Source organism: Aliiruegeria lutimaris, assembly GCF_900099935.1.
Lineage (GTDB): Bacteria > Pseudomonadota > Alphaproteobacteria > Rhodobacterales > Rhodobacteraceae > Tropicimonas > Tropicimonas lutimaris.
In genome coordinates, this window is record NZ_FNEK01000057.1 from 1 (window position 1) to 23,147 (window position 23,147).

Consider the following 23,147-nt stretch of genomic DNA (forward strand, 5'->3'; position numbering starts at 1 on the left):
ACTCGCGATGGCCATGGCAGGACCAAGGCATCGCTGAGTTCGGTAAAAGTGGTTGCGGGGGTAGGATTTGAACCTACGACCTTCAGGTTATGAGCTAATGATGGCCGCCGACCCCAATTTCCCCCGCTGCTCAAAACCGCATCCGATCCTCCCGCCGCGGGCGTTCCGGCCGGTAGTTGCCCATCCGCTGCCCGGTGACGGGATCTGTGTCGAGGTAGGGGCCTTGCGACCGGCGCATGTACTCGGCGAACTGGGTCAGGGCGTCGACCTGATCGTCTTTCGTTGCATCCGGAAACGCCAGGAGTTCGCGGCGAAAGTCATCGAACCAGGGCTTGTCGGTCGGGATCACCAGCTGCCCCGACTTAATCCAGTCGGTATGCGGGATGAACCGGTCGAGCTTGCTGGTCACGACGTTGACTGCTAGGTAGACACCGTTGGTTTCCCGACGGAACTCCTGCAGCAGCGCGATCCCCAGGGCCGATGACTCGATCAGGACCCTGTCCACATACCATTGCTTGCGCAGGCGCCGGACCGACGCCTTGAGTTCGGTGATATCGACCCTTTTTCGGAAGACATCCAGCAGATACCAGCGTTCCTCGTCACAGTGCCAGCCGAAGGTCAAGCCGACGGAGTAGTCGCTCCGCGGCTTGTCCTTGGCAGCGGTGTCCCAGCTTTGCACGCGACGAACGAACTTCGTTTCGTCCGGGAGCGTACCCGGCCCAACGAGCTCTGGCAGACCGACTTCACCTATCTCAAGGTTATCGGTTGGGGCTGGTATTATCTCAGCACGATCCTCGACGATCACAGCCGCTACATCGTCGCGTGGAAGCTCTGCACGACGATGAAGGCCGAAGATGTCACCAACACCCTGGAGCTGGCGCTGGAGGCATCGGGCTGTGACCGGGCCACGGTCGTTCACAAGCCGCGCCTGCTATCCGACAACGGCTCGTCCTACGTCGCTGGAGATCTCGCCGATTTCCTCGACGACAAGGGAATGGAGCACGTTCGCGGCGCACCGCATCATCCCCAGACACAGGGCAAGATCGAGCGCTGGCACCAGACCATGAAGAACCGAGTTCTGCTGGAAAACTACTACATGCCCGGAGATCTCGAACGGCAGATCGAAGCCTTCGTCGAGCACTACAACAACCACCGCTACCACGAGAGCTTGGGCAACCTGACACCCGCTGACGTCTACCACGGTCGGGGCGCTCAGATCCTGTCAATGAGAGAGGAGATCAAGAAACAGACCATCCGGAAACGCCGCTTGCAGCACGACAGCGCTGCCGCGTAACCTCAAACAGAAAGCGAACCGGAACTCACGTTACGAAATCGCCTCGCGATCTCCGAAAAACTCTGACGACGGACACCTGCGGATCTCGGCAGCGAACATCGGCCCGAAACGCTGCCACCAGAACCGGACCGATTCATGGCTGATATCGATGCCCCGCTCGTGAAGCAGATCCTCGACGTTCCGGAGCGAAAGCGGGAAGCGGATGTACATCATCACCGCAAGGCGGATGATCTCGGGCGATGTCTTGAAATAGCGGAATGGGCTGCGCGTGGTCATCACAGATAGCTAAGCAAGCCCCCCGCCCCACTCAAGTCGGGTTCTTCTGACAGAACCTCTCAGCTTGCTGCAAGACGGCTTTCCAACAATTGTCCGCTGTCGCTCAGCAAAGGATAGGCTATCATCGCGAAGCTCGTATTGACAGCCTTGAGAGAGCGCAGAAGATCCAAATGGATGCTGCTAGTCTCGATTGATTCCGAAAGTCCTTGCTTCAGGCGATACAGGTGCTTCTTCTCCAGCTTCTGGGCGATATCGCGCACGGTTTCCTTCTGTTCGACCAAGGCGCGTGCAAGCGAGGGGTCTTCATTCATCATAACCGAGATCGACAACTGCAGGTTTCGATATACAGTGTCGTGAAAGTCGGTCAGATCGGACCAACCGTCCTGTGAAAACCTGAGGTTTTCGAGACTCATCGTTTCTGCCAACCCGACCATCTTGCGCGAAATCATGTCGGCTGCAGCTTCCAAGTTCGCCGCAATTCCGGCCAGATCGATGGCGCGTGTGCCGATTTCTTCTTCGCCCTCCTTGCCGTGAACCCCCGCCAGATAGATCCTAACCTTCAGCGAACGCTGCGCGACACTCTGGTTTTGCGCGCGGATCGCCTGCGCCGCCATTTCATCGAAACCATCGAACAGCGTGATTACCTTGCGGTGCATTGCCTCGACCTGACCGCCGATATGCACCAGTTCGCGGACCGCACAAGAGAACGCGCGCTTGGGCGTGTCCAAGGCGTCGGGGTCCAGAGCACTATCCCGCGCGGCAGCATCCGCCTCGGCATTGCTGTCCGCAACAATCAGTGAAACAGCGCGATAGATGAGGCTGACAAGGGGCAGGCAAAGCAGCAGCAAAGCGGCGTTGAATGCCAGATGCAGATTCAGTACCTGCTGGGCCGGCTCCGCCCCGAGGGCGCGCGGTATTTCCGGAAAGACCGACAGAAGGTACACAAGGCCCGCCGCCCCGCCGCCTCGCAGAAGCAGATTGGCCAGAACCGCGCGGCGCACCGCAACGCCGGATTTCAAGGTCAGCACCAGGGCGATCAAGGACCCGCCCAGATTGGCACCCAACACCATGGCAAATGCCGCTTCGGGCGGGATAATCCCCTGCCCCGCCATGGTCACGAACAACAACACAGCTGCAACGCTGGAATGCACCAGCCACGCGAAGACCGCGGCAACGATGAACGCGGCAGAGGGTTCATCGGCCAGATACAGGATAACAGTCATACTTTGCTGACCATCTATCAACGGTGTGCTGGCGGCCCGGATCAGGTCCAGCGACATGAACAACAACGCAAGGCCGACTGAAATGCGACCGATCTGGCGCAGGCGACGCCGCGAACTACGAAGGAACGTCACGACACCCGCCAGCAACAAGACCGGCGCGACCACCGACAGCGAGGAATTGAGCAATTGCGCAACAATCGCAGAGCCGAGGTCAGCCCCCAGCAGGATTGTCAGCCCAACGACACCATCGATCGTTCCCGCCGTCATGAAACCGGCCATCAGCACCGCCACCGCAGTCGAACTTTGCAGCAGGATCGCCGCCAGACTGCCGCATGCCGCCGCCTTGAACCGGCTGGATGTCGACAGTCGCAGCCAGCGGCGCAATTGGCCACCGAACGCCCGCTCAAAACCGGTGCGCACCAGACGAACCGACCAGATCAGAAGCGCGGCGGCACTGGCCAAGTTGAGCAGGATTACCATTGTATTCCCTACCATGTGATCCTCACAGGATTGGTCCACATGACTGCGGCGACATTGTACGAAGGTGGCATGCGTCCGCATTCCCCCGCAACGTCCGCGGCCGTTCGGCTACGCAGGCTGCCTTTACGCAGGCTGCCTTCAAGTCACGCATTTGGACAGGTCCCTGACGCATTCTCCGACGGATTGACAACTGGCAGCGATCACACTGCCGTGGCGCAAGGTCGGCGCATAATCCCTGTGACCGTCGACCTGCGACCACCCGCCGGCCTCATTCACCACCAGCAATCCCGCAGCGTGATCCCATGGGTTCAACGACGCAGAAACGAGGAAATCCGCCTCTCCGGCCGCCACCAGCCGGTATTCGTGACAGGAACACCGGATCGCCTGTATCTGGTAGACCGGCGCGAAAGTCTGCATCACGATTGCTCGCTCCGCTGCCGCGTAATTGTCCAACGGAAGAAATCCTCTGGCCGTCTCGAGCCTGCGCGACGCGCCGGACATCACCGGGTGCGCGGCCACGGTTTCACTTGAAAAAAAGGCACCGCCCCCGCGAACTCCTACGATCCAGTCGTCAAGCACCGGATCATAGAGCAGACCGAAGATCGTCTCACCCTTCTCCACCACCGCTAGGATCGTCCCGAAAATGGCCAGTCCGGAGACAAAATTGCCGGTTCCGTCAATGGGATCGACGATCACAGTGGTGTCTGCCGTTGCAATCAGATTCTGTACCTCGGGCCGATCGGCCACGGCCTCTTCGCCCACGACAACGGCATGGGGAAGAATCTTCGAAACTGCAGCGGTGATTGCCCGTTCAGCCGCCCGATCCGCATCGGTCACAAGATCCTTGGCATCTACTTTGGTCGAGATGGCCTGCGGCGACAGATTGCGAAAATACGGCATGATCTCGCGACGGCCGGTGTCGCGAACGGCGTCGATCAGCGCGTCGATCTGGCGGGTGGTCAAGCTCATGTCTCGGGCCTCTCGGGGTGGGAGAACGTCTGTGGTGCATACTGGAAATGCTGCGGCGTCACGACGTGGCGACCGGCGTCGTCGACCTCGTGGACATGGTAATAGTCCTGCAGTCCTTCGAACCGGATCGGAGATGCACCGAACGGAAGCTCCGAGGTATGGGCGCTGGTCGGGCTGCCGGTCACGAAACAGGCCGCCCCGTGGCAGAACCCCTGATACGGGCGATGCACATGGCCCGACAGGATTATCTGCCGTCCGTCTGCGCGTTGCAAAATTCCCAACATCTTGCCAGAGCCGTCCAGCCGCGCCACCGCATCGAAATCCCGCATGCCCGGCGATATCGGCGGATGGTGCATCACGACGACCAGCGTTCCCGCATCCCGCCGCGCACTTTCCTGCGCGACAAGGCGTAGCGCTTCGGCATCGATGCGGCCGGTCGTCTCGCCTTCGATGCAGGTGTCGATCCCCAGTAGTCGAAGACCCGAAAGGGGCACGACCCGGTTGGTGATGTCCCAGTCAGAGAATTGCCCGGAGCCGGAGCAATAGGCGCGATACCCAGCGGGGCCGTCGTGATTGCCTGGAACGATGTAGACCGGCAGGTTGATCTGCGCGAAGAGTGCCTCGAACCGGCGGAACGAGGTGGCATCCGCGTCATCGGTCATGTCACCGGACACCACCACGAAATCCAGCCCCTCGCGGATCCGGCAGACATCGTGCACGAGATGCGTGACGATGGTATCGGCATCGGCCAGAACGCCATCAACCGGGGTCTGGCTGAGGTGTAAATCGCTCAGATGGGCAAATCGCATGAGTGCTCCGTGGCCAGCGACACGCATGCCGCCGGAATGATGGATTACTTGATCCCGGCGCGCATGAAGTTCGCGACGAACTGGCGCTGGAAGATGAGGAAGGCTATGATCAGCGGCGCGGTCGTCATCAGGGTCGCTGCGTTTACCAGGGACCATTCCACGCCACTTTCCACCGTCGCGAACACGCTGAGACCGACGGTCACGGGGCGCACCTCGGGCGAATTAGTGACGATGAGCGGCCAAAGGAAGTTGTTCCAGTGGAAGCTGATCGAAACCAGCCCGTAGGCCAAGTACACTGGCTTGGCCAATGGAACATAGACGTTCCAAAGCACCCGCCAGGCCCCGGCACCTTCAATCTGCGCCGCCTCGTCGAGCGATTTCGGTACGGTCATGAAGGTCTGGCGCAGCAGGAAGATCCCGAAGGCCGAATTAAGGTACGGCAGTGCGATCCCGATGATCGTATCCGTCAATCCGATGCTCGACAGCGTCAGGTAGTTCTCGACGATCAGAATCTCTGGCGAGATCAGCAGCTGAACCATCACCAGCCCGAAGGCAAGCCCGGCCCAGCGGAACTTGTAGCGCACGAAAGCATACGCCACGAGCGTGCAGAGAATGAAGTTCGCAATGATCACGATGGTGATCAGGATCAAGGTATTCAAAAAATAGAGCGCGAAGGGTGCGGCGTTCCAGGCCTGCGCGAAGTTTTCGAAGGTGATGGGTGCATTCCACTTGAAGTTGGCAGAATACTTCTCTTCGTGGAAGGCTGTCCAGACCGAATAGAGGAACGGAAGTCCCCAGAGACCCGCCAGCACGAACGCCAGCGTGGTCATGAATATTCTGTTCAATCCCTTGGTCATTGGTAGTGCGTCTTTCTGTCAAGAACCCAGAACTGGAAGGCCGCCAGGACCCCGAGTATGGCCACCATCAAGACGGTCAGCGTCGCTCCATAGGCGAAATCGCGCTGCCGGAAAGTGACCTCGTAGATGTAGTAGAGCAGCAGGGCGCTGGAGTTGTCGGGACCGCCCTTCGTCATGACGATGATGTGGTCCACCAGCCGGAAAGCGTTGATTAGCGCGTTCACTGCCACGAAGATCGTGGTAGGCCGCAGCAGCGGAAACACCACATCGATGAAGACCCGGACCGGACCCGCACCCTCAAGTCGCGCGGCATCCTTGAGGTTCTCGGGCACCGCCTGAAGCGCCGCAAGATAGAAGATCATGAACAACCCCGCCTCTTTCCAGACCGCCACCACCATCATCGACGCCAGTGAGGTCTCGGTGCTGCCGAGGAAGTTGATCGTCGGCAGACCGAAGAAGTTCATAATCTGCGAAGCAAGTCCGATGCCAGGCGCATAGAAGAACAGCCAAATATTCGCGACCGCCACCAGCGGCAGCATAGTCGGCATGAAAAAAGACAAGCGCATCAGCCCCGTTGCCGGGAGTTTAGAGTTCACCAGAAGCGCCATGCTGATCGACAGGAAGATCGCCAACGGGATGGTGCCAAGCGCGTAGAGCCCGCTATTGGTCAGCACCTGCATCAGCTTTTCGTCCGCGATCAACGCCTCGTAATTCTCGATGCCGACGAACTTCGACGGGCGGCGGGAACTTGCGTTGTTCCAGAGCGAGTTAATCAAGGCGCGCACGGCCGGATAATGGGTGAACGCCACAAGTAACGAACACGGCATGACCAGCAATACGAACCCAAGGCCCAAAGGCAAACGCTTGTTCATGGCGTTCCATTCCACTTCATGGGGAGTTGCCTGCGCACACGCAGGGTGGCGCGCGCGCAGGTCAGCACTTTTGGCCCTAAGACCAAAGAATCCTTACTTATAGTCGCTCAGAACGCTGTCGGCGCCTTCCTGAGCCTTTGCAAGCGCCTCAGCGGCAGTGCTGCCACCGGTCACGACGCTTTCGATCGCGTCCACAAGGTATTGAGTGACCTTGGCACGCTGGAATGTCGCGAACTCGCGGTAGGCGTATGGCAACTGATCCAAGGCGACAAGCGCCTGGGGCAGCTTTTCGGAATAGGCTTTCATCTCCGGCGTTTCCCAAGTGTCAGGACGCGGTGCGACATAGCCTGTGGCGATGCTCCAGCGCGCGGCGTTCTCGGGCGCCGTCATGAACTTGATGAAATCCAGTGCTGCTTCACGCTCTTCGTCGGTGGTCTCCTTGAAGATGTAGAAGTTGCCGCCGCCAAGCGGTGCGCCGGGGCCATCGCCACCGGGCAGGAAGCCCACTCCCCAGTCGAATTCCGCGTTTTCGTTGATGAAAGCGAGGTTGCCGGTTGAAGTCCACATCGAGGCTGTTTGACCTTCGAGGAACGCTTTCGGTGTATCGCCCCAGGAGATGCCTCCCGGCTGCATAACACCTTCATCGGACAGCTGCACAAGGAATTCCAGTGCCGCCGTCGTTGCGGGTGTATCGAACCGAGCTTCTGTGCCGGTTTCGGTGGAGAGCACATCCCCTTTCGAGACCACAAGCCCGCCGAACAGCCATGCCCCGCCAAGCCCCAAGGTCGGAATCCGGGTGCCCCATTGCGTGACGTTGCCGTTGTCGTCCTTGACGACCAGTTTCTTGCCCATTTCGATCATTTCGTCCCATGTTTTGGGCGGCGTTTCCGGATCAAGACCCGCAGCGCGGAAGGCATCCTTGTTGAAATACAGCACCGGCGTCGAGCGCTGGAACGGAATGCTGTATGTCTTGCCCTCAAATCTCGAGTCCGACATGAAAGCCGGGTAGAAGCCATCCATCCAGGCTTGATCTTCGGCGGTGGTGGCAATGTCCGAGATTGGCAGGATGACGTCCTCCTCGACCAGAGTGAACAGATCGATAGACAGCAGAACGGCCACTTGCGGAGGATCGCCAGCCTGTGCAGCCGTCAGCGCCTTGGTCGTCGTTTCTTCGTAGTTGCCAGCATAGACCGCCTTCACAGTGTGCTGCGGGTTCTGGGCCGCCCATTTGTTCGTCAATTCCTCGATCGTGGCAACGGCCGGCGCGTTCACGCCAACCGGGAAATAGAACTCCAGATCAGCCGCCTGCACGCTGGCCGCACCACCCGAAATCAAAGCCCCAAGGACCAAAGGCATCGCCGAAGCGCATTTCAGTCTCATCATATCCGTCTCCTCCTGGTTTATAGAATGGGACACTCCCGATCCCGGTGTTTTCAGTAAACGAGCGTTGTCGCCTTTCCGTCGCTTCTTGAAAAAACATGCGTGGCGTCGCGGTTCCAACCGACGGTTATTTCCTCGCCCTCATCAGGAACCGAGCCGCCGGAATATGACACCACAATGGCCGTGCCAGCGTCTGTCCGCATATGAATCAGGAATACCTTGCCTTCATATTCGATACTTTGAACGCGGGCCCTGACCTTGAAATCCAGATCTTCTGCCGGGAAAGCCAAGCTTTCCGGCCGGATGCCGAACAGGCACTCCGATAGCTTGAGGCCGCCAGCGATCTTCAGATCGGCAGGAAAGGCCACTTCCAACGAATCCAGAATGTTTGTCGGTGGCGTTCCGATGAAGGTCGCGGAAAAGGTATTAGCGGGATGCTCATATAGCTCTTTTGGCGTGCCTACTTGGGCGACGACACCCGCGTTCATCAGCACGACGCGATCCGACATCGATAATGCCTCGCTCTGGTCATGCGTTACATAGACGATCGTGATCCCGAGTTTCTTGTTTAGCGAACGGATTTCGCTGCGGATCTCCACTCGCAGCTTGGCGTCAAGATTGGACAAGGGCTCGTCCATCAAGACAAGCGGACGCCCCGAGACCAGCACCCGTGCCAGCGCGACACGTTGCTGCTGGCCACCGGACAATTGGCCCGGTTTGCGGTCCAGCAAATTGCCAAGCGCCATCAGTTCGGCCACTCGGTCGACACTCTTTTTCTTCTCGGCCTTCGGAACTTTTCGGATCCTCAACCCGTATGAGATGTTCTCCTCGATGGTCATATGCGGGAACAGCGCGTAGTTTTGAAATACCATGCCGAGGTTGCGCTCTGCCGCTGGTTTGCCCGCCACATCCGCCCCGTTGATCAGGATCTGTCCACCGCTGACCTCGTCGAGCCCGCAGATCAGCCGAAGCAACGTGCTCTTGCCGCATCCAGACGGCCCGAGGAGGGTCAGAAACCCGCCGGGTTCGATGCCGAAATTGACATCCGAAAGGACCTCGACAGCCCCCCAGCTTTTCCTGAGGTTCTTGACTTCGATTGATGCGCCACTGTTGCTCATGCCAGTATTACCTCGATGTTTGCCCCCTTGAGTTGGACATGGCTGTCCTCATCAAGACCCGTATCCGTGATGATGCAGTTCAACTGATCGAAACCAGCCGTGTGCACGAAACCGTTGGCCGACACTTTGCCGTGGTGGGCCACGACAACGTTGCGCCGAGATGAGGCGATCGCCTCCTTTTGGATCTGGCTATAGATCTCGTCCGCGATCGAGATCGACCGGCGCGCGATGTCGATCGCCGAACAGCATAGGAAGGCCACGTCAAAGGACAACGATCGCAGCGCCGCAATCGCCAGCGTTCCGGTGAAGGAATCGTTTGTGTCCCGATAGCTACCGCCGATCAGGTAGAAATGCCGGATGTCCTGCTCCATCAGTTGGTTTGCAATCCCGAGACAGGTCGTTACGTAATGGCAGTCGGGCTTAAGATGGGCGTAGGCGGCAATCGCGAGTGCTGTGGTTCCGGCGTCGAGATATACAACCTCGTCGCCTGACAGCATCTCGATGGCTACCTTGCCAATCCGGGCCTTTTCCGCGTGCCCGACACTCTTGCGTTCTTCGTTGGACACATCGGCCATGATGGCCGAATTGATCATCACGCCGCCATGGGTCCGCGTGACCACACCCATCTGGCCCAGCTCCTTCAGGTCGCGCCGGATGGTCACGTTGGAGACGCCGAATTCCTCGGACAGATCCCGAACGCCGACTGACCCGCGCTCTTCGACGAGCTTGGCTATCTTGCGCCGCCGCACACCGGCCAAGTCGAAGGTGTCCTTCATTGCATGGCTCCGATCGACTGCGATCGTTTGCTGCAGATCAACACGTAACTCTCCCCCCAAGCGTTCAAGAAAAACCATCAATGAACACAAATGAACATATAATAGCGATCATATTCGGTCAAGTATGATCTTATATGATCACTCTAGAAGCGCAGAAGTATACAATTGCCACCCGTGCGTCAGGCGCACAATGCACTGAGATCAGCAATGAAATGGGCCAATTACAGGCGCGGGGCGATCGGCTTCCAACTATGCACCACGGCCATTCCAGCGAGTGTCGCCTGCCAGTAGTGACCCTGAAATGGCTGGTCCGCCGCCCTGCTGATCGGGCGATTCTGATATTGGCAAAACAGCAGGCTACCCACGGCGCCATGCGACACCACCGCTACGTCGCCGGCCCCATGCTCTCGAACAATGCGTGCAACCGCCTGCGCGACTCGCCGCTGTGCGTCCCCGGCACGCTCCCATCCCCGCACCCGTCGGTCTGGTTCCGCAAAGAACGCTTCTGCCACCCTCTCAAATTCGTCCGGCGGCAAAAATCCCGTGGCGCTGCGGTCATTTTCGCCAAGATCTTCATCGATCTGGATCCGCGTCAGATGACGCGCTGCCAGAACCTCCGCAGCTTCGATTGCCTTGGTTTCGGCACTTGACCATATCGACGTTACACCGGCGACATCGGGGCTGTCGGCAAATGCTTTCATGCGCGCGAACCCGATTTCGCTAAGACCCCATTGTCGGATGTCTAGCTGCGGGTCGACGACAACTTCAGGATGGGTGATAAAGATCAGTCTCGACATTTGGGCACCTTAGCAGGTCGACAGGTGGTTTCATTTGTGGACGGCCCCGGTTTTACAGGGGTTTTCTCGACTGACGATGATCGTCGCGGGTTGCGGTCATTTGTCCGGCCTGTTGACGCGGTACGTTTGACCGCTGGCCTTGATGAAGTCCGCACGCCGGGTCCCAATTAGACTAAAAAGGTTTGAACCCCAGACAGCACCTCGGGGTGTCCTGGTAGCGGTCCTGTTGACCATCATCAATCACATCTGCCCTTGCATCTCGTCGCGGTGCCGATGGGCCGCCGCGTTATTCCTCCTTCGTTCAGATGGCCAGTGCGGCCTTGTAGGTCTCTCCCTTCACGAGCAGCGCCCAGGCGGTTCGGGCGGTCTTGTTGGCGATGACCACCGTCACGAGTCGTGTCGGTTTTTGTTCGAGCAGTGATCTGACCCAGGCGCCGTTCCGCGTGTCGGTCGTCTCCGCGCGTTGCGTCACCGAGGTAGCCCCGACGACCAGCAATCGACGCAGGTACCCATTCCCCATCTTTGACACGCGCCCCAACCGGTCCTTGCCGCCCGACGAGTTCTGCCGTGGCACGAGCCCCAGCCAGGCCGCAAACTGTCGGCCAGATCGGAATACGGTCGGATCCGCAGGCTGGCGGCGAGGGCCGTGGCGGTGATGATGCCGACACCCGGGATCGTCTCGAGACGTTGGCTTGCCTGGTTCTGCCGATGCCACGCCATCAATTGCCGTTCGATCTTGCCAACCTCTCCGGCAAGGGGTGGTGTCATTTGTGGACGGCTCCTTTTGCGCAAGGGTTGATTTGAGCTTCTGACGATCATTGCGGGTTGCGGTCATGTGTCCGGCCTGTTGATGCGGTGCATATGACCGCTGGCCTTGATGAAGTCCGCTTGCAGGGTTCCTATCAGACGGACGAGCTTTGAACTGTCCACGTATTCCTTCACGGTCGATGTCGGGGCCGGCGGCACGGTTGCTGTCGGTGTCGTTGGCCGGTTTGGATATGGTGATGCGATCGCCGCGAACGTGGTCGTGGGCGGCGTCACTGCGACGCTGTTTGACTACATCAACAGCGCCAACTCCCACGTCCGCTTCGCCATAGCCGTGGGCGTTCCCGCCGGAACCGTCGAAATCGCTGTGACCTGTTCCGCTGTCGCCTCGCGTCTTGGCATCCACACCTGGACGATCAACGGGGCCGATGCGACCGGAGCGGCTTCCGTCGCCGTCAATGGAACCTCGGCGTCCATCGACGCGCCCGCCGGCGGTGCCTTGCTCGCCATCGGCGCATCCATCAATCCGGCAAGCCAGAACATCGACTGGACGGGACTCGCGGAAAGAACCGAGTGGACGAACTATGGGGATACCTTCGGATCGGGTGCAGCTGATGCGGAGTTCGGCAGCGCGAGTGCGGGGCATGCCGTCGAGATGACCACGGACGGGAATTTCCTACAGATTGCTTTGCTGGCGGTTCCGCCGCAGTGATTGGCCAGAAAGAGCATCGCATGCGCGGTTAGTTTGCCGAAATCACGGACATTTGAGTCAAATTATCGGATGACCGCTGGCCGTTCGGCAGTTGCCACACACCGACCTCAACATCCGTCAAACGGGGCGGATGCCGGCCGTTGGTAGCGTAGAACACCAAAGTTCGTCCAGCGGACTTTCCTGACTTCCATTAGTCCGGCAACATGAGATCATGTCACAAATCGTTCGATACCTTTCACACCCTCAAGTCTCTATCGATCTTACCAAGCCTGTTCCAAGTTGGTCGCTGAACGAGCAGGGATCAAAACGTGTTGCGGCGCTCGCTTCGTCTAATGCTTTTCTTGGCACCCGGTACGTGATCAGCAGCGCTGAGAACAAGGCGATTGAAACCGCCACACCACTGGCGGAAGCACTCGGATGCCATCTGGAAATACGCGAGGCGATGCACGAGAACGATCGCAGCGCGACCGGGTTTCTTCCTCCCGAGGAGTTCGAAGCCGTTGCAGATCAGTTTTTCGCCTCCCCCGAGGAGAGCGTCAGGGGCTGGGAAACCGCAAAACAGGCTCAAACTCGGATTGTCGGAGAGGTTCGCGAATGCCTCAGATCGCGCCCATCGGGGGATGTTCTGTTTGTCGGCCATGGTGGCGTGGGAACACTCCTGTTTTGCCACCTTTCCGGCCTTCCGATCAGCCGGGAACACGATCAAGGCCCGGGAGGCGGTGGCTGCTTTTTCGAATTCACCGGACCATGGGGCATACCAAACGCATGCTGGAAGCCCTTGGAAACGTTGACCGCCTAAGCTCGGCATCCATGTGGATAACCCTGGACTAGTCCTTCCCGCTCTTTGAGGGCTCATGAAGAATAGTCACCGGATGATACCCAGCGATTGGACACATTTCTTACCCAATCGCAGGCGAACCCTTGGCATTGCCGGCGGGGTTAGAGCGCGTGGTTGCATGTGCCGGCCTCAGTCGGATTTCATGAGAGGCTGGCTAGTGATGTCGCGGGGTAAATTATTGTCTTGGAATGGAAACTTCGATCCCGTCTAATGAATGATGCGCATCCGCGTTATTAGACCGGGCTGCCAATGCCCGGCCAATCCGATTTTGGGAGGCCTCATGAAGACAGTGTTCAGGACAATGGCGCTTTCGTCTGCTCTTGCTTTTGCAGCAACGATGGCATCGGCGGAAGGGTCCGTGACGGTTTACACCGCCGTACCTCAGAATTTCATCGACGCACTCGTGCCGATGTTCGAGGAGAAGACGGGAACCTCGGTCGAGATCATCAAGGCAGGATCCGGCGAGCTGCTCAACCGGTTGACGGCCGAAGCCGACAGCCCCATGGCAGACGTTCTCTGGAGCGTCGACGGTACGGTCATCGACTTCAACCCGGACCTCTTCGAAGCCTACGAGGCGGCCGGCTCGGACATGCTCGCCGACGGAATGAAGCAAAGCGACATGTGGACACCCTTCACCGCTGTCGTGATGGTTCTGATCGTCAATGAGGGCGAACTTGATGGGCTGCCCAAGCCCGACAGCTGGGCCGGACTCGCCGATCCGCAATATGACAACAAGATCTCCTCGGCCCGCGCCGAGGCATCCGGGTCGGCCTATATCCAGCTAGCCACTGTTCTTCAGGCTTTTGGCGGCGAAGAGGCGGGCTGGGACGTCTACAAGGGGCTGCTGTCCAACTTCGTTCTCTCTGACAGTTCGGGCGCCGTGCCACGTTTCGTCAATGACGGGGAACTGGCTGTTGGTGTAACGCTCGAAGACGCGGCTCTGCGCTACGTCGAAGGCGGCGGCCCGGTCGAAATCGTCTACCCCTCCGAAGGCACCGCCATCGCCCCCGATGCAATGGCATTGGTCGCCGGTGCGCCCAATGGCGACAATGGCAAGGCGTTCCTCGACTTCATGCTATCTGCCGATGCGCAGGCCGTGGTTGCCGAGCAGGGCCGTCGCCCCGTGCGGTCCGATGTAGGGTCCAATCCTGCGCTCTTGCCGCTCGATCAGGTGAACTCCGTTGGATATGACGCCGCTTGGGCGGCCGAAAACCGGGCGCGTCTTGTCGACCAGTGGAAAGACATGGTTCTGGACGTGCAGTAACACAAGTGCTGCCAGGCGCACCTGTCGCGCCCGGCTTCTCCTTCTCGTGAGGTAGCCTTCATGGCCTCGGTCGACATCACCGGGCTCCGCAAGCTTTACGGCGACGTGGTGGCCCTTTCCGACATCAATATCTCGATCCCGTCAGGAGCTTTCTACACGCTTCTGGGTCCATCAGGCTGTGGGAAGACCACGCTCTTGCGGACCATCGCGGGGTTCCATGACCAGGATGCAGGTTCCATCTCACTAGATGGCAATCCGATCGAGACCTTGCCGGCGCATCGCCGCGATGTGGGCATGGTGTTTCAGGATTACGCGATCTTTCCCCATATCAGTGTCCGTGAGAACGTTGCCTTCGGGCTGAAACAGAAGAAGGTGCCGCGCGCGGAGATGGATCGGCGGGTGACCGAGGTTCTGGACGTGGTCCAGCTTGGCGCCTTCGCCGACCGAATGCCGCATGAGTTGTCTGGCGGTCAACAGCAGCGCGTGGGCCTCGCCCGGGCTATCGTTGTCCGGCCAAAGGTCCTGCTGATGGATGAGCCGCTGTCCAATCTGGATGCGCGGTTGCGGGTCGATCTCCGGGCGGAGCTTCGCCGCATTCAGAAGGATCTTGGCATCACGACGATCTACGTGACCCACGACCAAGAAGAGGCGCTGGCCATGTCGGACACGGTCTGTGTGATGCACCAGGGCGTCATCCAGCAAGCAGCCAGCCCACTCGATATCTACCTGATGCCAGCAAACCGCTTTGTGGCGACCTTCGTGGGCGCCAACTCCTTTTTGGCTCTCACCCGTGACACGGACCAGCTACGCCTCACGTCGGGCGGCGCCTTGGTGAGCCACAAAGCTCTTGGCGAGCAGGGCGAGACGCTGGTCTGTGCCGTACGGCCCGAAGTATTGCGCGTGGCGCCCGGAGAGGTTCAAGCTGCCGAGGATGAAGTTTCAATCCCCGCGAAGCTGAGCAATGTCAGTTTCATCGGCCGGGAAATGGAGGTCCTAGCGCGCACCGACTCCGGTGAAGTGGTCAAATCCCTTGCCCGGCCTGACCCCGCGGTGATCGCGCTTGATCCGGGCAGCGCAGTCAGCATGTGCGTTCGCAGGGATGACCTTGCCTTTTTTGAAGACAGTGAAACCGGGCGAAGGCTGGCATGACAATCGCAGGACGCAGACTTGATTTCTGGACTGGCGTCACTGGCGTAGTGCTCGCCGTGCTTGTTGTTCTGCTCATGATCCCGATCTTCCGGGTCATGGTGCTGTCCTTCGTGGATGCCGATACCGGCAACTGGACACTGGGCAACTACGTCGAGGTCTTCACCCGGAACTTCTATCTTAGAGGTCTGAAAAACACGCTCTTCGTGGGGTTGCTCGGAACAATCGGTGCCAGCCTCGTCGGTATTCCGCTCGCGTTCTTCACTGCACGGTTCCATCTTTGGGGGCGGACTTGGATCTCGACACTGGCGATCCTTGTTCTTGTCGCCCCGCCCTTCATCGGCGCTTACGCCTGGATCATGATGCTGGGCTCCAACGGGTTCGTCACCAACTTTTTCGAACGCCTGGGGATAGAGATACCAACAATCTACGGCGCGCACGGGATTATCCTCGTCTTCACGCTGAAGTTCTTTCCCTTCGTCTTTCTGATGACCCAGACGGCGCTCATGGCGGTCAACAAATCCTTCGAGGATGCGGCCGAAAACCTCGGCTGTACGCCTTGGCAACGCTTCGTCAAGATCACCCTGCCCCTTGTGTTCCCCGCCATCAGTACAGGCGCCATCATTTGCTTCGTTTTGTCGATTGCCGATTTCGGCACACCCGCGATCCTTGGACGAGGGTTCAGGACGCTTTCGACGATTGCGTTCACGGCCTACCGCTCAGAGCTTGGTGGCCTGCCAACGATGGCGGTGACAGTGTCGATGATCATGATCGCGATCTCGATGCTTGCGCTGCTTGCGCAGCGCCGCATCCTGGCCCGGCGGCGGTATGCCAGCGGCCTCACCAACCTGCCGGTCAAGATGCACCTGACTGGCTGGCAGAACATCGCGGTTCATCTCTTCTGCCACGGCGCCGTACTGATCGCGATGCTGCCCAACCTTGTTGTCGTTTACACATCCTTCCTGAAAACAAACGGCCCGGTTTTCGTGGGCGGGTTCGGCATGGAGAGCTACGCCCGCATGTGGCGGCAAGCGCCGGAGGCAATCGGCAACAGCTTCCTCTTCGCTCTTGCAGCGGTGGCGCTGATCACGATCTTTTCGGCATTCATCAGCTATGTGATCGTGCGGCGCGAGACGCGCGCAGCGGGCGCAATCGATTTTCTGATGATGGTGCCGTATCTGGTACCGGGCGTGGTGATGGCCATCGGGTTTGTCACGACCTTCCGAACCGGCTTCCTGAGTGGAATGGGTGCAGCCTGGCTTCTGATACTGCTCTATTTCATCCGGCGGCTGCCCTATGGCGTGCGCTCCACGACGTCTTCTCTCAGGCAGATCAAGCCTTCGATGGAGGAAGCCGCGATCAACCTGGGAGCGCCACCCTTGACGGCGTTCCTGAAGGTCACGCTGCCATTGATCCTGCCGGGACTGATCGTCGGATCCTTGATGAGCTTCATCACGGCAATCAATGAGCTTTCGGGCACGCTGATCATCTATGACAGCGGAACCCTGACCATGCCCGTGTCCATTTACCTGGCAGTCCTCGACGGAGAATTCGGCCTGGCTGCCGCCCTTTCGACGGTTCTGTTGCTCTGCACCGGAGCCTGTGTTTTTGCCGTATTCCGCCTCGCAGAGAAACGCGAGTCGTCCTTCCTTTGAGGTTGTCCCATGCGCACCGAACTGTTCAGCCGATCCAAGTACCGCGACGAGGCCGATCCGGGTGACGACGTTCCGCTGCTGATCCCCGGACGGGTCTACGGTGTTTTCGATGGCGCGACCGACCCACGGGGCACACGGGTGAATGGTGTCACAACGGGCCGGCTGGCAGCGCTCGCCGTGGCCGCGGAAGTTGCCGCGCTGGCGCAGGAGCCCGGTGTAGATGCGATGGACGGCCGGGAAATCATCCGCAGGTTGGAGGCGGTGCTCCGCCGCGAGTTCGACGACACCGATCTGCCGATTCCACCATCCACGACCGCCGCATTCGTTCTCGATTGCGGGGAGAACTGGCGGTTTCTTCTCCTCGGCGACACCGGTCTGCGCTTGAACGCGACGGAGGTCTTTCGAGACAGCAAGCTCATTGACACCGTGGCGACGATCGCTCGCGTCGCGGCCTTCAAAGCCTTGCGTAACCGTATCGAGGACGCCCACGAGACGGAATTGGGCGCCCGGACCTGTATCCTTCTCGGGTTCGACAATGCCGTAGAGAAGGGCCTGTTGAGCGGAACGGAAGTGAGCAACATCATTGATCTGGTGCTCCGGAAGACCGACCTTTTTGCCCACGCAGAGATCGTTCGTGCGTTCCTCTGGGGCGGGATACAGACGCAGCACCGTTTCGGAAACGCCGAAGGGAACCCTCTTTGTTTTGACACGCTGAATGGTACAGAGTCGAAGCTAACCGAGCTCTTGGACGTGACCCGTTCCAAATCGGACGTAGCCAGCATTGAGTTGTTCACGGATGGATATGAAGCGCTGGCAGACCAACCAACCGTGGAGTCGTGGGAAGCTTCGTTTGCGAAGACTGAAGCCGACGACTTTCACCGCGTCGATAGGTTTGCGAACGTCAAAGGCTCCACAAGCACTCAATGGTTCGATGATCGGTCGGTAATTGTGCTCAAAGCCAGATAAAGACCAATACTCTTGTCGGTGCTGTCATGTGTGGACGGCTCCGTTGGCGCAAGGGATGATTTGGGAGCTGTCAGACGGATTCTAACTAGTCTCTACAAGGGCAGGATAGCGGTCCCTTATGCCGCGCAGAGACCGCGCCACTCGGTGAGAGCTGCGGCCCGGTTGAGCTTGAAATTCGTCCGTGAATAGAAGTGACGTTCCTGATTGAAGTGATTGTGGACCGCGGCGTGGACGGAGACGAATTTCTGCAAACTTCGCATTCTCCGAAAACGCTGCATTGCCCGTTCTCGTCGTCGGAACGGTTGGTGCGAATTCTCAGCCCGGTTGTTCAGCCAGCGGCCGATTTCTTGCAGTGCCGAAGCGCCAATCTCCTTCAATGCCGCGCCGTAAGAGCGAAGCAGATCAGTGACGACGGTCTCTGGTCGACCGTAGCGGCGCATTGTTTTCTTGAGGAATTTCAATACCGCCTTCTTGTCCCTCATCTTCGTCACGAAGCTTTCCAGGACCTCGCCTTCGTGGTCGACGGCCCGCCAAAGATAGTGGTGCTTGCCGTTGATCTTTATGAACATTTCGTCCACATGCCACCGCCACTGCGGTCCGGAACGCAGACGCTCCGCGCGTTTCTGGCGGATCTCGGACGCGAACATCGGGCCGAACCGATGCCACCAGAAACGGACGGATTCATGGCTGACATCGACGCCACGCTCGTGCAACAGGTCCTCGACATTTCGGAGCGACAGCGGGAAACGAACGTAGAGCATCACAGCCAGGCGGATAATCTCGCGGCTCGTCTTGAAGTACTTGAACGGGTCACGTTTTGCCATCTGGGGAAGCTACTCAGCCCACTGCCCTGCGACAAGCCAAGTTGTTCTGACACCGCCCGCCCGCGTTCTCAGGCATTGGCCGCTCAACGACGCGTTGGCGGCCACATGCGCTCGAAAACGCCATCGCGCCGAAGCAGTGCGTGCTGGAGAGCGGCGCCGATATGCATCATAAGCAGCACGACAATTGCGAACGCGGTCAAGTAGTGGATCGTCTTGGCGACATTGGCGATCATCTCGGAGCGAGGCAGCAAAGTGCCGATGCCGAGTGCGTCCAGCCCTTCGATGGGAAAGCCACCCGCCCGGACACGGATATAGCCGGAGATCGGCATGACGAAGAGTGCAACATATAGCAACCGATGAGAAATATCGGCGATTTTTCGCTGCCAGTCTGGCAAATGATCGGGCAACGCGGGGGGCCGTACAAAGAAGCGGTAGGCGACCCGCAGAAGCATAAGGACAAGAACGATCACTCCGAAATTCTTGTGAAATAGAAAGAGGGTGTTTTGAAGCGTCCGGGGTAACCCCTGTTGAACCATGACGAAGCCTGCGGGTATAAGCAGAAGCACGAAAAGCGCGACGGTCCAGTGTAGCAGGCGCGCGGGTGTGGTGTAGCCTTTAGCTTTGTCTTGCATCTCGGTAATTCCCGTCAATTCGATAGATTTCTGCCGCGAAGTATCGAGCGGCGTCGCGATGCGACTTGATATTGCTGTGGCAAGACCGATCATTGTCGCAATGGCAACACCGTATCAAGAAATCTCTGGAACAGCGGTCAAACGCGCGGCGAGCGGCGACACGCTGCTGCCATGGCGTGGATTGCTGCTTTCGGGGTCGTTGGGGCTCACGATCTGGGCGGGGCTGCATTTCGCGTTTTTCGACACTATCGCGAGAAGTTACTGGCTCGTCGGGCTGGGCCTTTGCATTGCGGCTCTGTCGTTGCTTGCAAGGCAATTGCCCGTGCACTACCCGCATGCCGTCTTAGGTGCGTGTAACGCGGTGACGCTGCTGCGTGGGGCCCTAATGCTGGCTCTCGTCACGCCGCTGATTGCAGGGACAGAGCGGGGTTGGCCCGAATTTGCCGTGGCGGCCGTCGCAGCGGGGCTGGATGGCGTGGATGGATGGCTGGCACGGCGGAGCGGGCTTATCTCGGATTTCGGGGCGCGGTTTGACATGGAGACGGACTCTTGCCTTGCGCTGGTATTGGCATTGCATGCGCTTGCCGACGGGCTAGCCTGGCCGTTTGCGGTGATCCTGGGAGCGTCACGTTTCTTGTTCCTGGCTGCGATGGTTGTTGCACCATGGCTGCGCGGGCCGTTGCCGGAACGGTTCAGTCGCAAGGCCGTCTGCGCGCTGCAGATCGCGGCACTCGTGGCGCTGCAAGCACCATCGCTCGCCGGCGCTGCGGGGCTCGGGCTTTTGGCTGCCACTGGGGCGGCACTTGCGGTGCTGGCGTCTTTCGCGCGCGACATACATTGGCTCTGGGGACAGCGGGCATGACTGCTGGGAAGCCACCACGGCGCCGCTGGATCGCCGCCTTTGTCGCTGCTTTGCTGTTGCAAGCTCTGCTGGTGCAGCCAGACCATCCGGGCGGCCTGACGCGGGCGATGTTGCTGCAGCCGACGCTTGAGCTTCCGGTGATCCTGCTAGCCCTTCTGGTGCTCGGCACGTCGCGTCTTGGTGTCGTCTTCCGCTTTGCCCTGACAGGCGCAATGACGGCGATCTTCCTGTTGAAAACCGCCGATTTCGGGATGCAGATGGTCCATGGGCGGCCTTTCGACCTGGTCTCCGACGTGCCCCTGCTCGACGCCGCCTTCCGCATGATAGATGGCGCGTTCGGCCGCCTCGCCGCCCTTGGCGCGACAGTCGTTGCTGCTCTGCTGGTCATTGGCGTGGTAGCGGCGGTCTGGTGGGCGACGGGTGTCTGGGCTCGGATCGCGCTGCCAACCGGGGGGCGTTGGCTGGCAGCACTCGGCTGCGGGGTGGCGGCGATCCTTGCAGCGAGCGAGGCGCGGCTGTTGCCCGCGGGATGGAACACCACGGGAATTCCTGGCATCGCAGGCGCCACCCATTACGCGTTCCAGTCTGTTCGCGAAGTGCAGTCAACGCTGGCCGGCCTTCGGGAATTCACCGAGGCCACCGCACGCGATGGACTGGCAGGGCAACCGGTCCTGTTCGACGCAATCGACCGCGACGTGTTGGTTATCTTCATCGAGAGCTATGGCCGGGCCAGCCTCGACACGCCCTTCTACGCCGAACGGCACCGGGCGACGCTGGAAGCAAAAACGAATCGGCTGGAAGCGCTTGGGCTCGCGATTCGATCTGCCTATCTCTCCGCGCCAACGCGGGGTGGGCAGAGCTGGCTCTCGCATGCAACCTTCGCCAACGGTCTTTGGGTCAATGACCAGTCCCGCTACCGAGCGCTGCTGGCATCCGAGCGACAATCGCTCTTTCACATCGCGAGACGGAACGGCTTACGTACCGCTGTGGCGGCCCCAGCGATTACCATGCCATGGCCGGAAGCGGCGGAAATGGGTTTCGACACCGTGCTGGCGGCGAAGGATCTTGGCTACAATGGCAAGCCCTTCAACTGGGTTACCATGCCGGACCAGTTTACCCTGGCTGCACTGGATCGACTGCTGCGCCATGACCAGCAAGCGCCACCGCTTTTCGCCGAAGTACCGCTCGTCTCGTCGCATGCACCCTGGGTACCTGTGCCGGACCTGCTGGACTGGGAGGAACTCGGCGACGGGAGGATTTTCGACGAGATGGCGACATCGGGCGACCCGCCCCGCGTTGTCTGGAGCGACCCGGAACGGGTCCAGGTGCAGTATCGCAAGGCGGTGGATTATTCCCTCAGAACCGTCTTCGACTACGCCGCGCTACACGCGGATGACCCGCCGCTGATGATCGTGCTGGGCGATCACCAGACATCCGGAACGATCGCGCAGGACGAACGGCCGGACGTGCCGATACATGTCATCGGGCCGCCCGCCCTGATGACACGAATCGACGACTGGGGCTGGCGTAGCGGGCTCGTGCCGGCGCCGGAGCCCGTCGTGCCGATGGACCGGATGCGGGACATGATCCTGCGCGCTTTCACCACCGCGCCACTCCCCGGAACGGAGGGCTGAGCCTGATGCGCAAACGCGTTCTCTGGATCTGGATCGGTCAACTCGTCGTCGCGATTGTGCTGATGACGCTGCTTTGGAGCCAACTTGACGGCGCGGCCGCCGGGCGCGACCTCGCCGGGGCAAAACCGGGCTGGCTGTTCGCGGCACTTGCCGCGCTGACCTTGCAGACGTTTCTTTCCGCGTTGCGTTGGCGCTTCACGGCCGCTCGGCTTGGACAATCGCTGCCACTCGGCCGGGTTCTTCGGGAATGTTACCTGTCTCAATTCGCCAATCAGGTCCTCCCGGGCGGCATGCTTGGCGATGCGGGTCGGGCCTATCGCGCGCGCAACGACGGAGGGCTGGTCATCTCCGGGCAAGCGGTGATTTTCGAGCGCTTCGCCGGACAGGTCATGCTTTTCGTTGTGATGCTCGCGGGATTGGCGCTGGCTGCTTTCTCGTCGGGCGGCGCGCTTCCGCCCGACACGGCGCGCACCCTGGCAGGGCCGGCCTCCGCCGTCGCTGCGGCGGGTATCGTTCTGCTGTGGCTGGCGCCTCGCCTGCCGGGACGGGTCGGACGCGCGTTCCGCAATGTTCGCGGCGCACTATTCCTCGCCTTCCTCGGCCGCCGCGTCTTCGCCTTGCAGGTGGTTCTGAGTCTCGGCGCAACAGTCTGCAACCTCACCGCTTTTGCTTTCTGCACCCGGGCCACCGGTACGGTGCTGGCGCCGGTGCACGTTCTGGCGTTGGTGCCGCTCATCCTTTACGCGATGGTTGTTCCACTCTCGATCAGCGGCTGGGGCCTGCGAGAGGGCGCGGCGGCGGCGCTCTTCCCGCTTGCCGGCGCCACGGCGGCGGCGGGGCTCGCCGCCAGTACCGTCTTCGGGCTGGTCTTCCTCGCCAGCACGCTTCCCGGGCTGGTCGTTCTCATGAGCTGTCTTTTCCTGGCAAGGGTGCGCCGCTCCAGCAGCTCGCCGTCGCCTTCTCGCTTGCCGAACAGGAATCGCCCACTAAGCTGAAGA

The 23,147-nt window shown here is 59.9% G+C and carries 21 protein-coding genes, 1 tRNA gene and 3 pseudogenes; 10 read left to right on the forward strand and 15 right to left on the reverse strand.

All coding sequences use genetic code 11. From position 1 onward, the window contains the following. Positions 1 to 49: 49 nt before the first annotated feature. Together BLR85_RS29250 and terL are read right to left on the reverse strand one after the other, a co-directional pair. Positions 50 to 128 (reverse strand) — tRNA-OTHER (locus tag BLR85_RS29250). A 2-nt stretch (positions 129 to 130) separates the two neighbouring features. Then, the gene (gene terL / locus BLR85_RS20470; protein WP_170844668.1) at positions 131 to 679 is read right to left on the reverse strand and encodes a phage terminase large subunit; all 549 of its coding nucleotides are present in this window, start codon (positions 677 to 679) and stop codon (positions 131 to 133) included. Positions 680 to 712: 33 nt separating this feature from the next. Here terL and BLR85_RS20475 point away from each other — a divergent pair. Then, positions 713 to 1,294, forward strand: a pseudogene (locus BLR85_RS20475) (transposase); the annotation flags it as partial. A 78-nt stretch (positions 1,295 to 1,372) separates the two neighbouring features. Here the strand turns inward: BLR85_RS20475 and BLR85_RS20480 are convergent. The 11 genes and pseudogenes from BLR85_RS20480 to BLR85_RS29255 all read right to left on the reverse strand — a co-directional run. Next, positions 1,373 to 1,570: pseudogene (locus BLR85_RS20480) on the reverse strand (IS6 family transposase); the annotation flags it as partial. Between the two features lie 59 nt (positions 1,571 to 1,629). Continuing rightward, positions 1,630 to 3,273 (reverse strand): Na/Pi cotransporter family protein, encoded by a 1,644-nt coding sequence (locus BLR85_RS20485; protein WP_244520810.1) that lies wholly within the window; start codon positions 3,271 to 3,273, stop codon positions 1,630 to 1,632. Between the two features lie 138 nt (positions 3,274 to 3,411). Next, on the reverse strand, positions 3,412 to 4,242 hold the full coding sequence (locus BLR85_RS20490; protein WP_093161582.1) for an inositol monophosphatase family protein: 831 nt from the start codon (positions 4,240 to 4,242) through the stop codon (positions 3,412 to 3,414). Further along, positions 4,239 to 5,051: a metallophosphoesterase family protein gene (locus BLR85_RS20495; protein WP_170844669.1), complete on the reverse strand. Its 813-nt coding sequence runs from the start codon at positions 5,049 to 5,051 to the stop codon at positions 4,239 to 4,241. The genes BLR85_RS20490 and BLR85_RS20495 overlap by 4 nt, the downstream gene beginning before the upstream one ends. A 44-nt stretch (positions 5,052 to 5,095) precedes the next feature. Then, on the reverse strand, positions 5,096 to 5,908 hold the full coding sequence (locus BLR85_RS20500) for a carbohydrate ABC transporter permease (RefSeq protein WP_093161584.1): 813 nt from the start codon (positions 5,906 to 5,908) through the stop codon (positions 5,096 to 5,098). Then, the gene (locus tag BLR85_RS20505; protein WP_093161585.1) at positions 5,905 to 6,780 is read right to left on the reverse strand and encodes a carbohydrate ABC transporter permease; all 876 of its coding nucleotides are present in this window, start codon (positions 6,778 to 6,780) and stop codon (positions 5,905 to 5,907) included. Before BLR85_RS20505 ends, BLR85_RS20500 begins: the two co-directional genes overlap by 4 nt. 93 nt (positions 6,781 to 6,873) lie before the next feature. Then, a complete protein-coding gene (locus tag BLR85_RS20510) occupies positions 6,874 to 8,163 on the reverse strand; it encodes an ABC transporter substrate-binding protein (RefSeq protein WP_244520811.1) in 1,290 nt (429 codons plus the stop codon). Positions 8,164 to 8,213: 50 nt separating this feature from the next. Then, positions 8,214 to 9,278 (reverse strand): ABC transporter ATP-binding protein, encoded by a 1,065-nt coding sequence (locus tag BLR85_RS20515; RefSeq protein WP_093161587.1) that lies wholly within the window; start codon positions 9,276 to 9,278, stop codon positions 8,214 to 8,216. Further along, positions 9,275 to 10,054: a DeoR/GlpR family DNA-binding transcription regulator gene (locus BLR85_RS20520; protein ID WP_093161596.1), complete on the reverse strand. Its 780-nt coding sequence runs from the start codon at positions 10,052 to 10,054 to the stop codon at positions 9,275 to 9,277. Before BLR85_RS20520 ends, BLR85_RS20515 begins: the two co-directional genes overlap by 4 nt. Before the next feature lie 221 nt (positions 10,055 to 10,275). After that, positions 10,276 to 10,851 carry a histidine phosphatase family protein gene (locus tag BLR85_RS20525; RefSeq protein ID WP_093161598.1) on the reverse strand — a complete coding sequence of 192 codons (576 nt, stop codon included), beginning with the start codon at positions 10,849 to 10,851 and terminating at the stop codon, positions 10,276 to 10,278. A gap of 301 nt (positions 10,852 to 11,152) precedes the next feature. Further along, a pseudogene (locus tag BLR85_RS29255) lies at positions 11,153 to 11,607 on the reverse strand (IS110 family RNA-guided transposase); the annotation flags it as partial. Positions 11,608 to 11,725: 118 nt separating this feature from the next. On the opposite strand from BLR85_RS29255, the gene BLR85_RS29260 reads away from it, so the two are divergent. The 6 genes from BLR85_RS29260 to BLR85_RS20555 all read left to right on the forward strand — a co-directional run bounded on the left by BLR85_RS29260 (position 11,726) and on the right by BLR85_RS20555 (position 18,197). Beyond that, on the forward strand, positions 11,726 to 12,328 hold the full coding sequence (locus BLR85_RS29260; protein ID WP_170844671.1) for a hypothetical protein: 603 nt from the start codon (positions 11,726 to 11,728) through the stop codon (positions 12,326 to 12,328). Positions 12,329 to 12,539: 211 nt separating this feature from the next. Next, complete coding sequence (locus BLR85_RS20535) at positions 12,540 to 13,127, forward strand: histidine phosphatase family protein (RefSeq protein WP_093161610.1); 588 nt, start codon at positions 12,540 to 12,542, stop codon at positions 13,125 to 13,127. A gap of 397 nt (positions 13,128 to 13,524) precedes the next feature. Then, entirely contained in the window at positions 13,525 to 14,430 is a 906-nt protein-coding gene (locus BLR85_RS20540) for an extracellular solute-binding protein (RefSeq protein ID WP_244520812.1), read from the forward strand. A 60-nt stretch (positions 14,431 to 14,490) separates the two neighbouring features. Next, the gene (locus tag BLR85_RS20545) at positions 14,491 to 15,579 is read left to right on the forward strand and encodes an ABC transporter ATP-binding protein (protein WP_093161612.1); all 1,089 of its coding nucleotides are present in this window, start codon (positions 14,491 to 14,493) and stop codon (positions 15,577 to 15,579) included. After that, complete coding sequence (locus tag BLR85_RS20550; protein ID WP_093161613.1) at positions 15,576 to 17,231, forward strand: ABC transporter permease; 1,656 nt, start codon at positions 15,576 to 15,578, stop codon at positions 17,229 to 17,231. Before BLR85_RS20545 ends, BLR85_RS20550 begins: the two co-directional genes overlap by 4 nt. A 9-nt stretch (positions 17,232 to 17,240) precedes the next feature. Then, positions 17,241 to 18,197 (forward strand): hypothetical protein, encoded by a 957-nt coding sequence (locus BLR85_RS20555; protein WP_093161622.1) that lies wholly within the window; start codon positions 17,241 to 17,243, stop codon positions 18,195 to 18,197. 116 nt (positions 18,198 to 18,313) lie between these two features. Here BLR85_RS20555 and BLR85_RS20560 read toward each other — a convergent pair whose 3' ends face one another. Next, positions 18,314 to 19,021 (reverse strand): IS6 family transposase, encoded by a 708-nt coding sequence (locus tag BLR85_RS20560; RefSeq protein WP_093161626.1) that lies wholly within the window; start codon positions 19,019 to 19,021, stop codon positions 18,314 to 18,316. An 83-nt stretch (positions 19,022 to 19,104) separates the two neighbouring features. After that, positions 19,105 to 19,746 (reverse strand): cytochrome b, encoded by a 642-nt coding sequence (locus BLR85_RS20565; RefSeq protein ID WP_342028803.1) that lies wholly within the window; start codon positions 19,744 to 19,746, stop codon positions 19,105 to 19,107. Positions 19,747 to 19,753: 7 nt separating this feature from the next. On the opposite strand from BLR85_RS20565, the gene BLR85_RS20570 reads away from it, so the two are divergent. The 3 genes from BLR85_RS20570 to BLR85_RS20580 are packed head-to-tail and all read left to right on the forward strand — an operon-like array spanning position 19,754 to position 23,144. Next, positions 19,754 to 20,515: a CDP-alcohol phosphatidyltransferase family protein gene (locus tag BLR85_RS20570; RefSeq protein WP_093161627.1), complete on the forward strand. Its 762-nt coding sequence runs from the start codon at positions 19,754 to 19,756 to the stop codon at positions 20,513 to 20,515. Further along, positions 20,512 to 22,149 (forward strand): alkaline phosphatase family protein, encoded by a 1,638-nt coding sequence (locus tag BLR85_RS20575; RefSeq protein WP_093161628.1) that lies wholly within the window; start codon positions 20,512 to 20,514, stop codon positions 22,147 to 22,149. Before BLR85_RS20570 ends, BLR85_RS20575 begins: the two co-directional genes overlap by 4 nt. Positions 22,150 to 22,154: 5 nt before the next feature. Then, positions 22,155 to 23,144 carry a lysylphosphatidylglycerol synthase transmembrane domain-containing protein gene (locus BLR85_RS20580; RefSeq protein ID WP_093161629.1) on the forward strand — a complete coding sequence of 330 codons (990 nt, stop codon included), beginning with the start codon at positions 22,155 to 22,157 and terminating at the stop codon, positions 23,142 to 23,144. Positions 23,145 to 23,147: the final 3 nt, after the last annotated feature.

Coding starts and splice junctions, on each gene's coding strand:
- BLR85_RS20535 (WP_093161610.1), top strand. CDS start 12,540: ATGTCACAAATCGTTCGATACCTTTCACACCCTCAAGTCTCTATCGAT.
- BLR85_RS20565 (WP_342028803.1), bottom strand. CDS start 19,746: ATGATCGGTCTTGCCACAGCAATATCAAGTCGCATCGCGACGCCGCTC.
- BLR85_RS20555 (WP_093161622.1), top strand. CDS start 17,241: ATGCGCACCGAACTGTTCAGCCGATCCAAGTACCGCGACGAGGCCGAT.
- BLR85_RS20545 (WP_093161612.1), top strand. CDS start 14,491: ATGGCCTCGGTCGACATCACCGGGCTCCGCAAGCTTTACGGCGACGTG.
- BLR85_RS20525 (WP_093161598.1), bottom strand. CDS start 10,851: ATGTCGAGACTGATCTTTATCACCCATCCTGAAGTTGTCGTCGACCCG.
- BLR85_RS20570 (WP_093161627.1), top strand. CDS start 19,754: ATGGCAACACCGTATCAAGAAATCTCTGGAACAGCGGTCAAACGCGCG.
- BLR85_RS20490 (WP_093161582.1), bottom strand. CDS start 4,242: ATGAGCTTGACCACCCGCCAGATCGACGCGCTGATCGACGCCGTTCGC.
- BLR85_RS20550 (WP_093161613.1), top strand. CDS start 15,576: ATGACAATCGCAGGACGCAGACTTGATTTCTGGACTGGCGTCACTGGC.
- BLR85_RS20510 (WP_244520811.1), bottom strand. CDS start 8,163: ATGATGAGACTGAAATGCGCTTCGGCGATGCCTTTGGTCCTTGGGGCT.
- BLR85_RS20580 (WP_093161629.1), top strand. CDS start 22,155: ATGCGCAAACGCGTTCTCTGGATCTGGATCGGTCAACTCGTCGTCGCG.
- BLR85_RS20515 (WP_093161587.1), bottom strand. CDS start 9,278: ATGAGCAACAGTGGCGCATCAATCGAAGTCAAGAACCTCAGGAAAAGC.
- BLR85_RS20505 (WP_093161585.1), bottom strand. CDS start 6,780: ATGAACAAGCGTTTGCCTTTGGGCCTTGGGTTCGTATTGCTGGTCATG.
- BLR85_RS20485 (WP_244520810.1), bottom strand. CDS start 3,273: ATGGTAATCCTGCTCAACTTGGCCAGTGCCGCCGCGCTTCTGATCTGG.
- BLR85_RS20495 (WP_170844669.1), bottom strand. CDS start 5,051: ATGCGATTTGCCCATCTGAGCGATTTACACCTCAGCCAGACCCCGGTT.
- BLR85_RS20575 (WP_093161628.1), top strand. CDS start 20,512: ATGACTGCTGGGAAGCCACCACGGCGCCGCTGGATCGCCGCCTTTGTC.
- BLR85_RS20560 (WP_093161626.1), bottom strand. CDS start 19,021: ATGGCAAAACGTGACCCGTTCAAGTACTTCAAGACGAGCCGCGAGATT.
- BLR85_RS20500 (WP_093161584.1), bottom strand. CDS start 5,908: ATGACCAAGGGATTGAACAGAATATTCATGACCACGCTGGCGTTCGTG.
- BLR85_RS20520 (WP_093161596.1), bottom strand. CDS start 10,054: ATGAAGGACACCTTCGACTTGGCCGGTGTGCGGCGGCGCAAGATAGCC.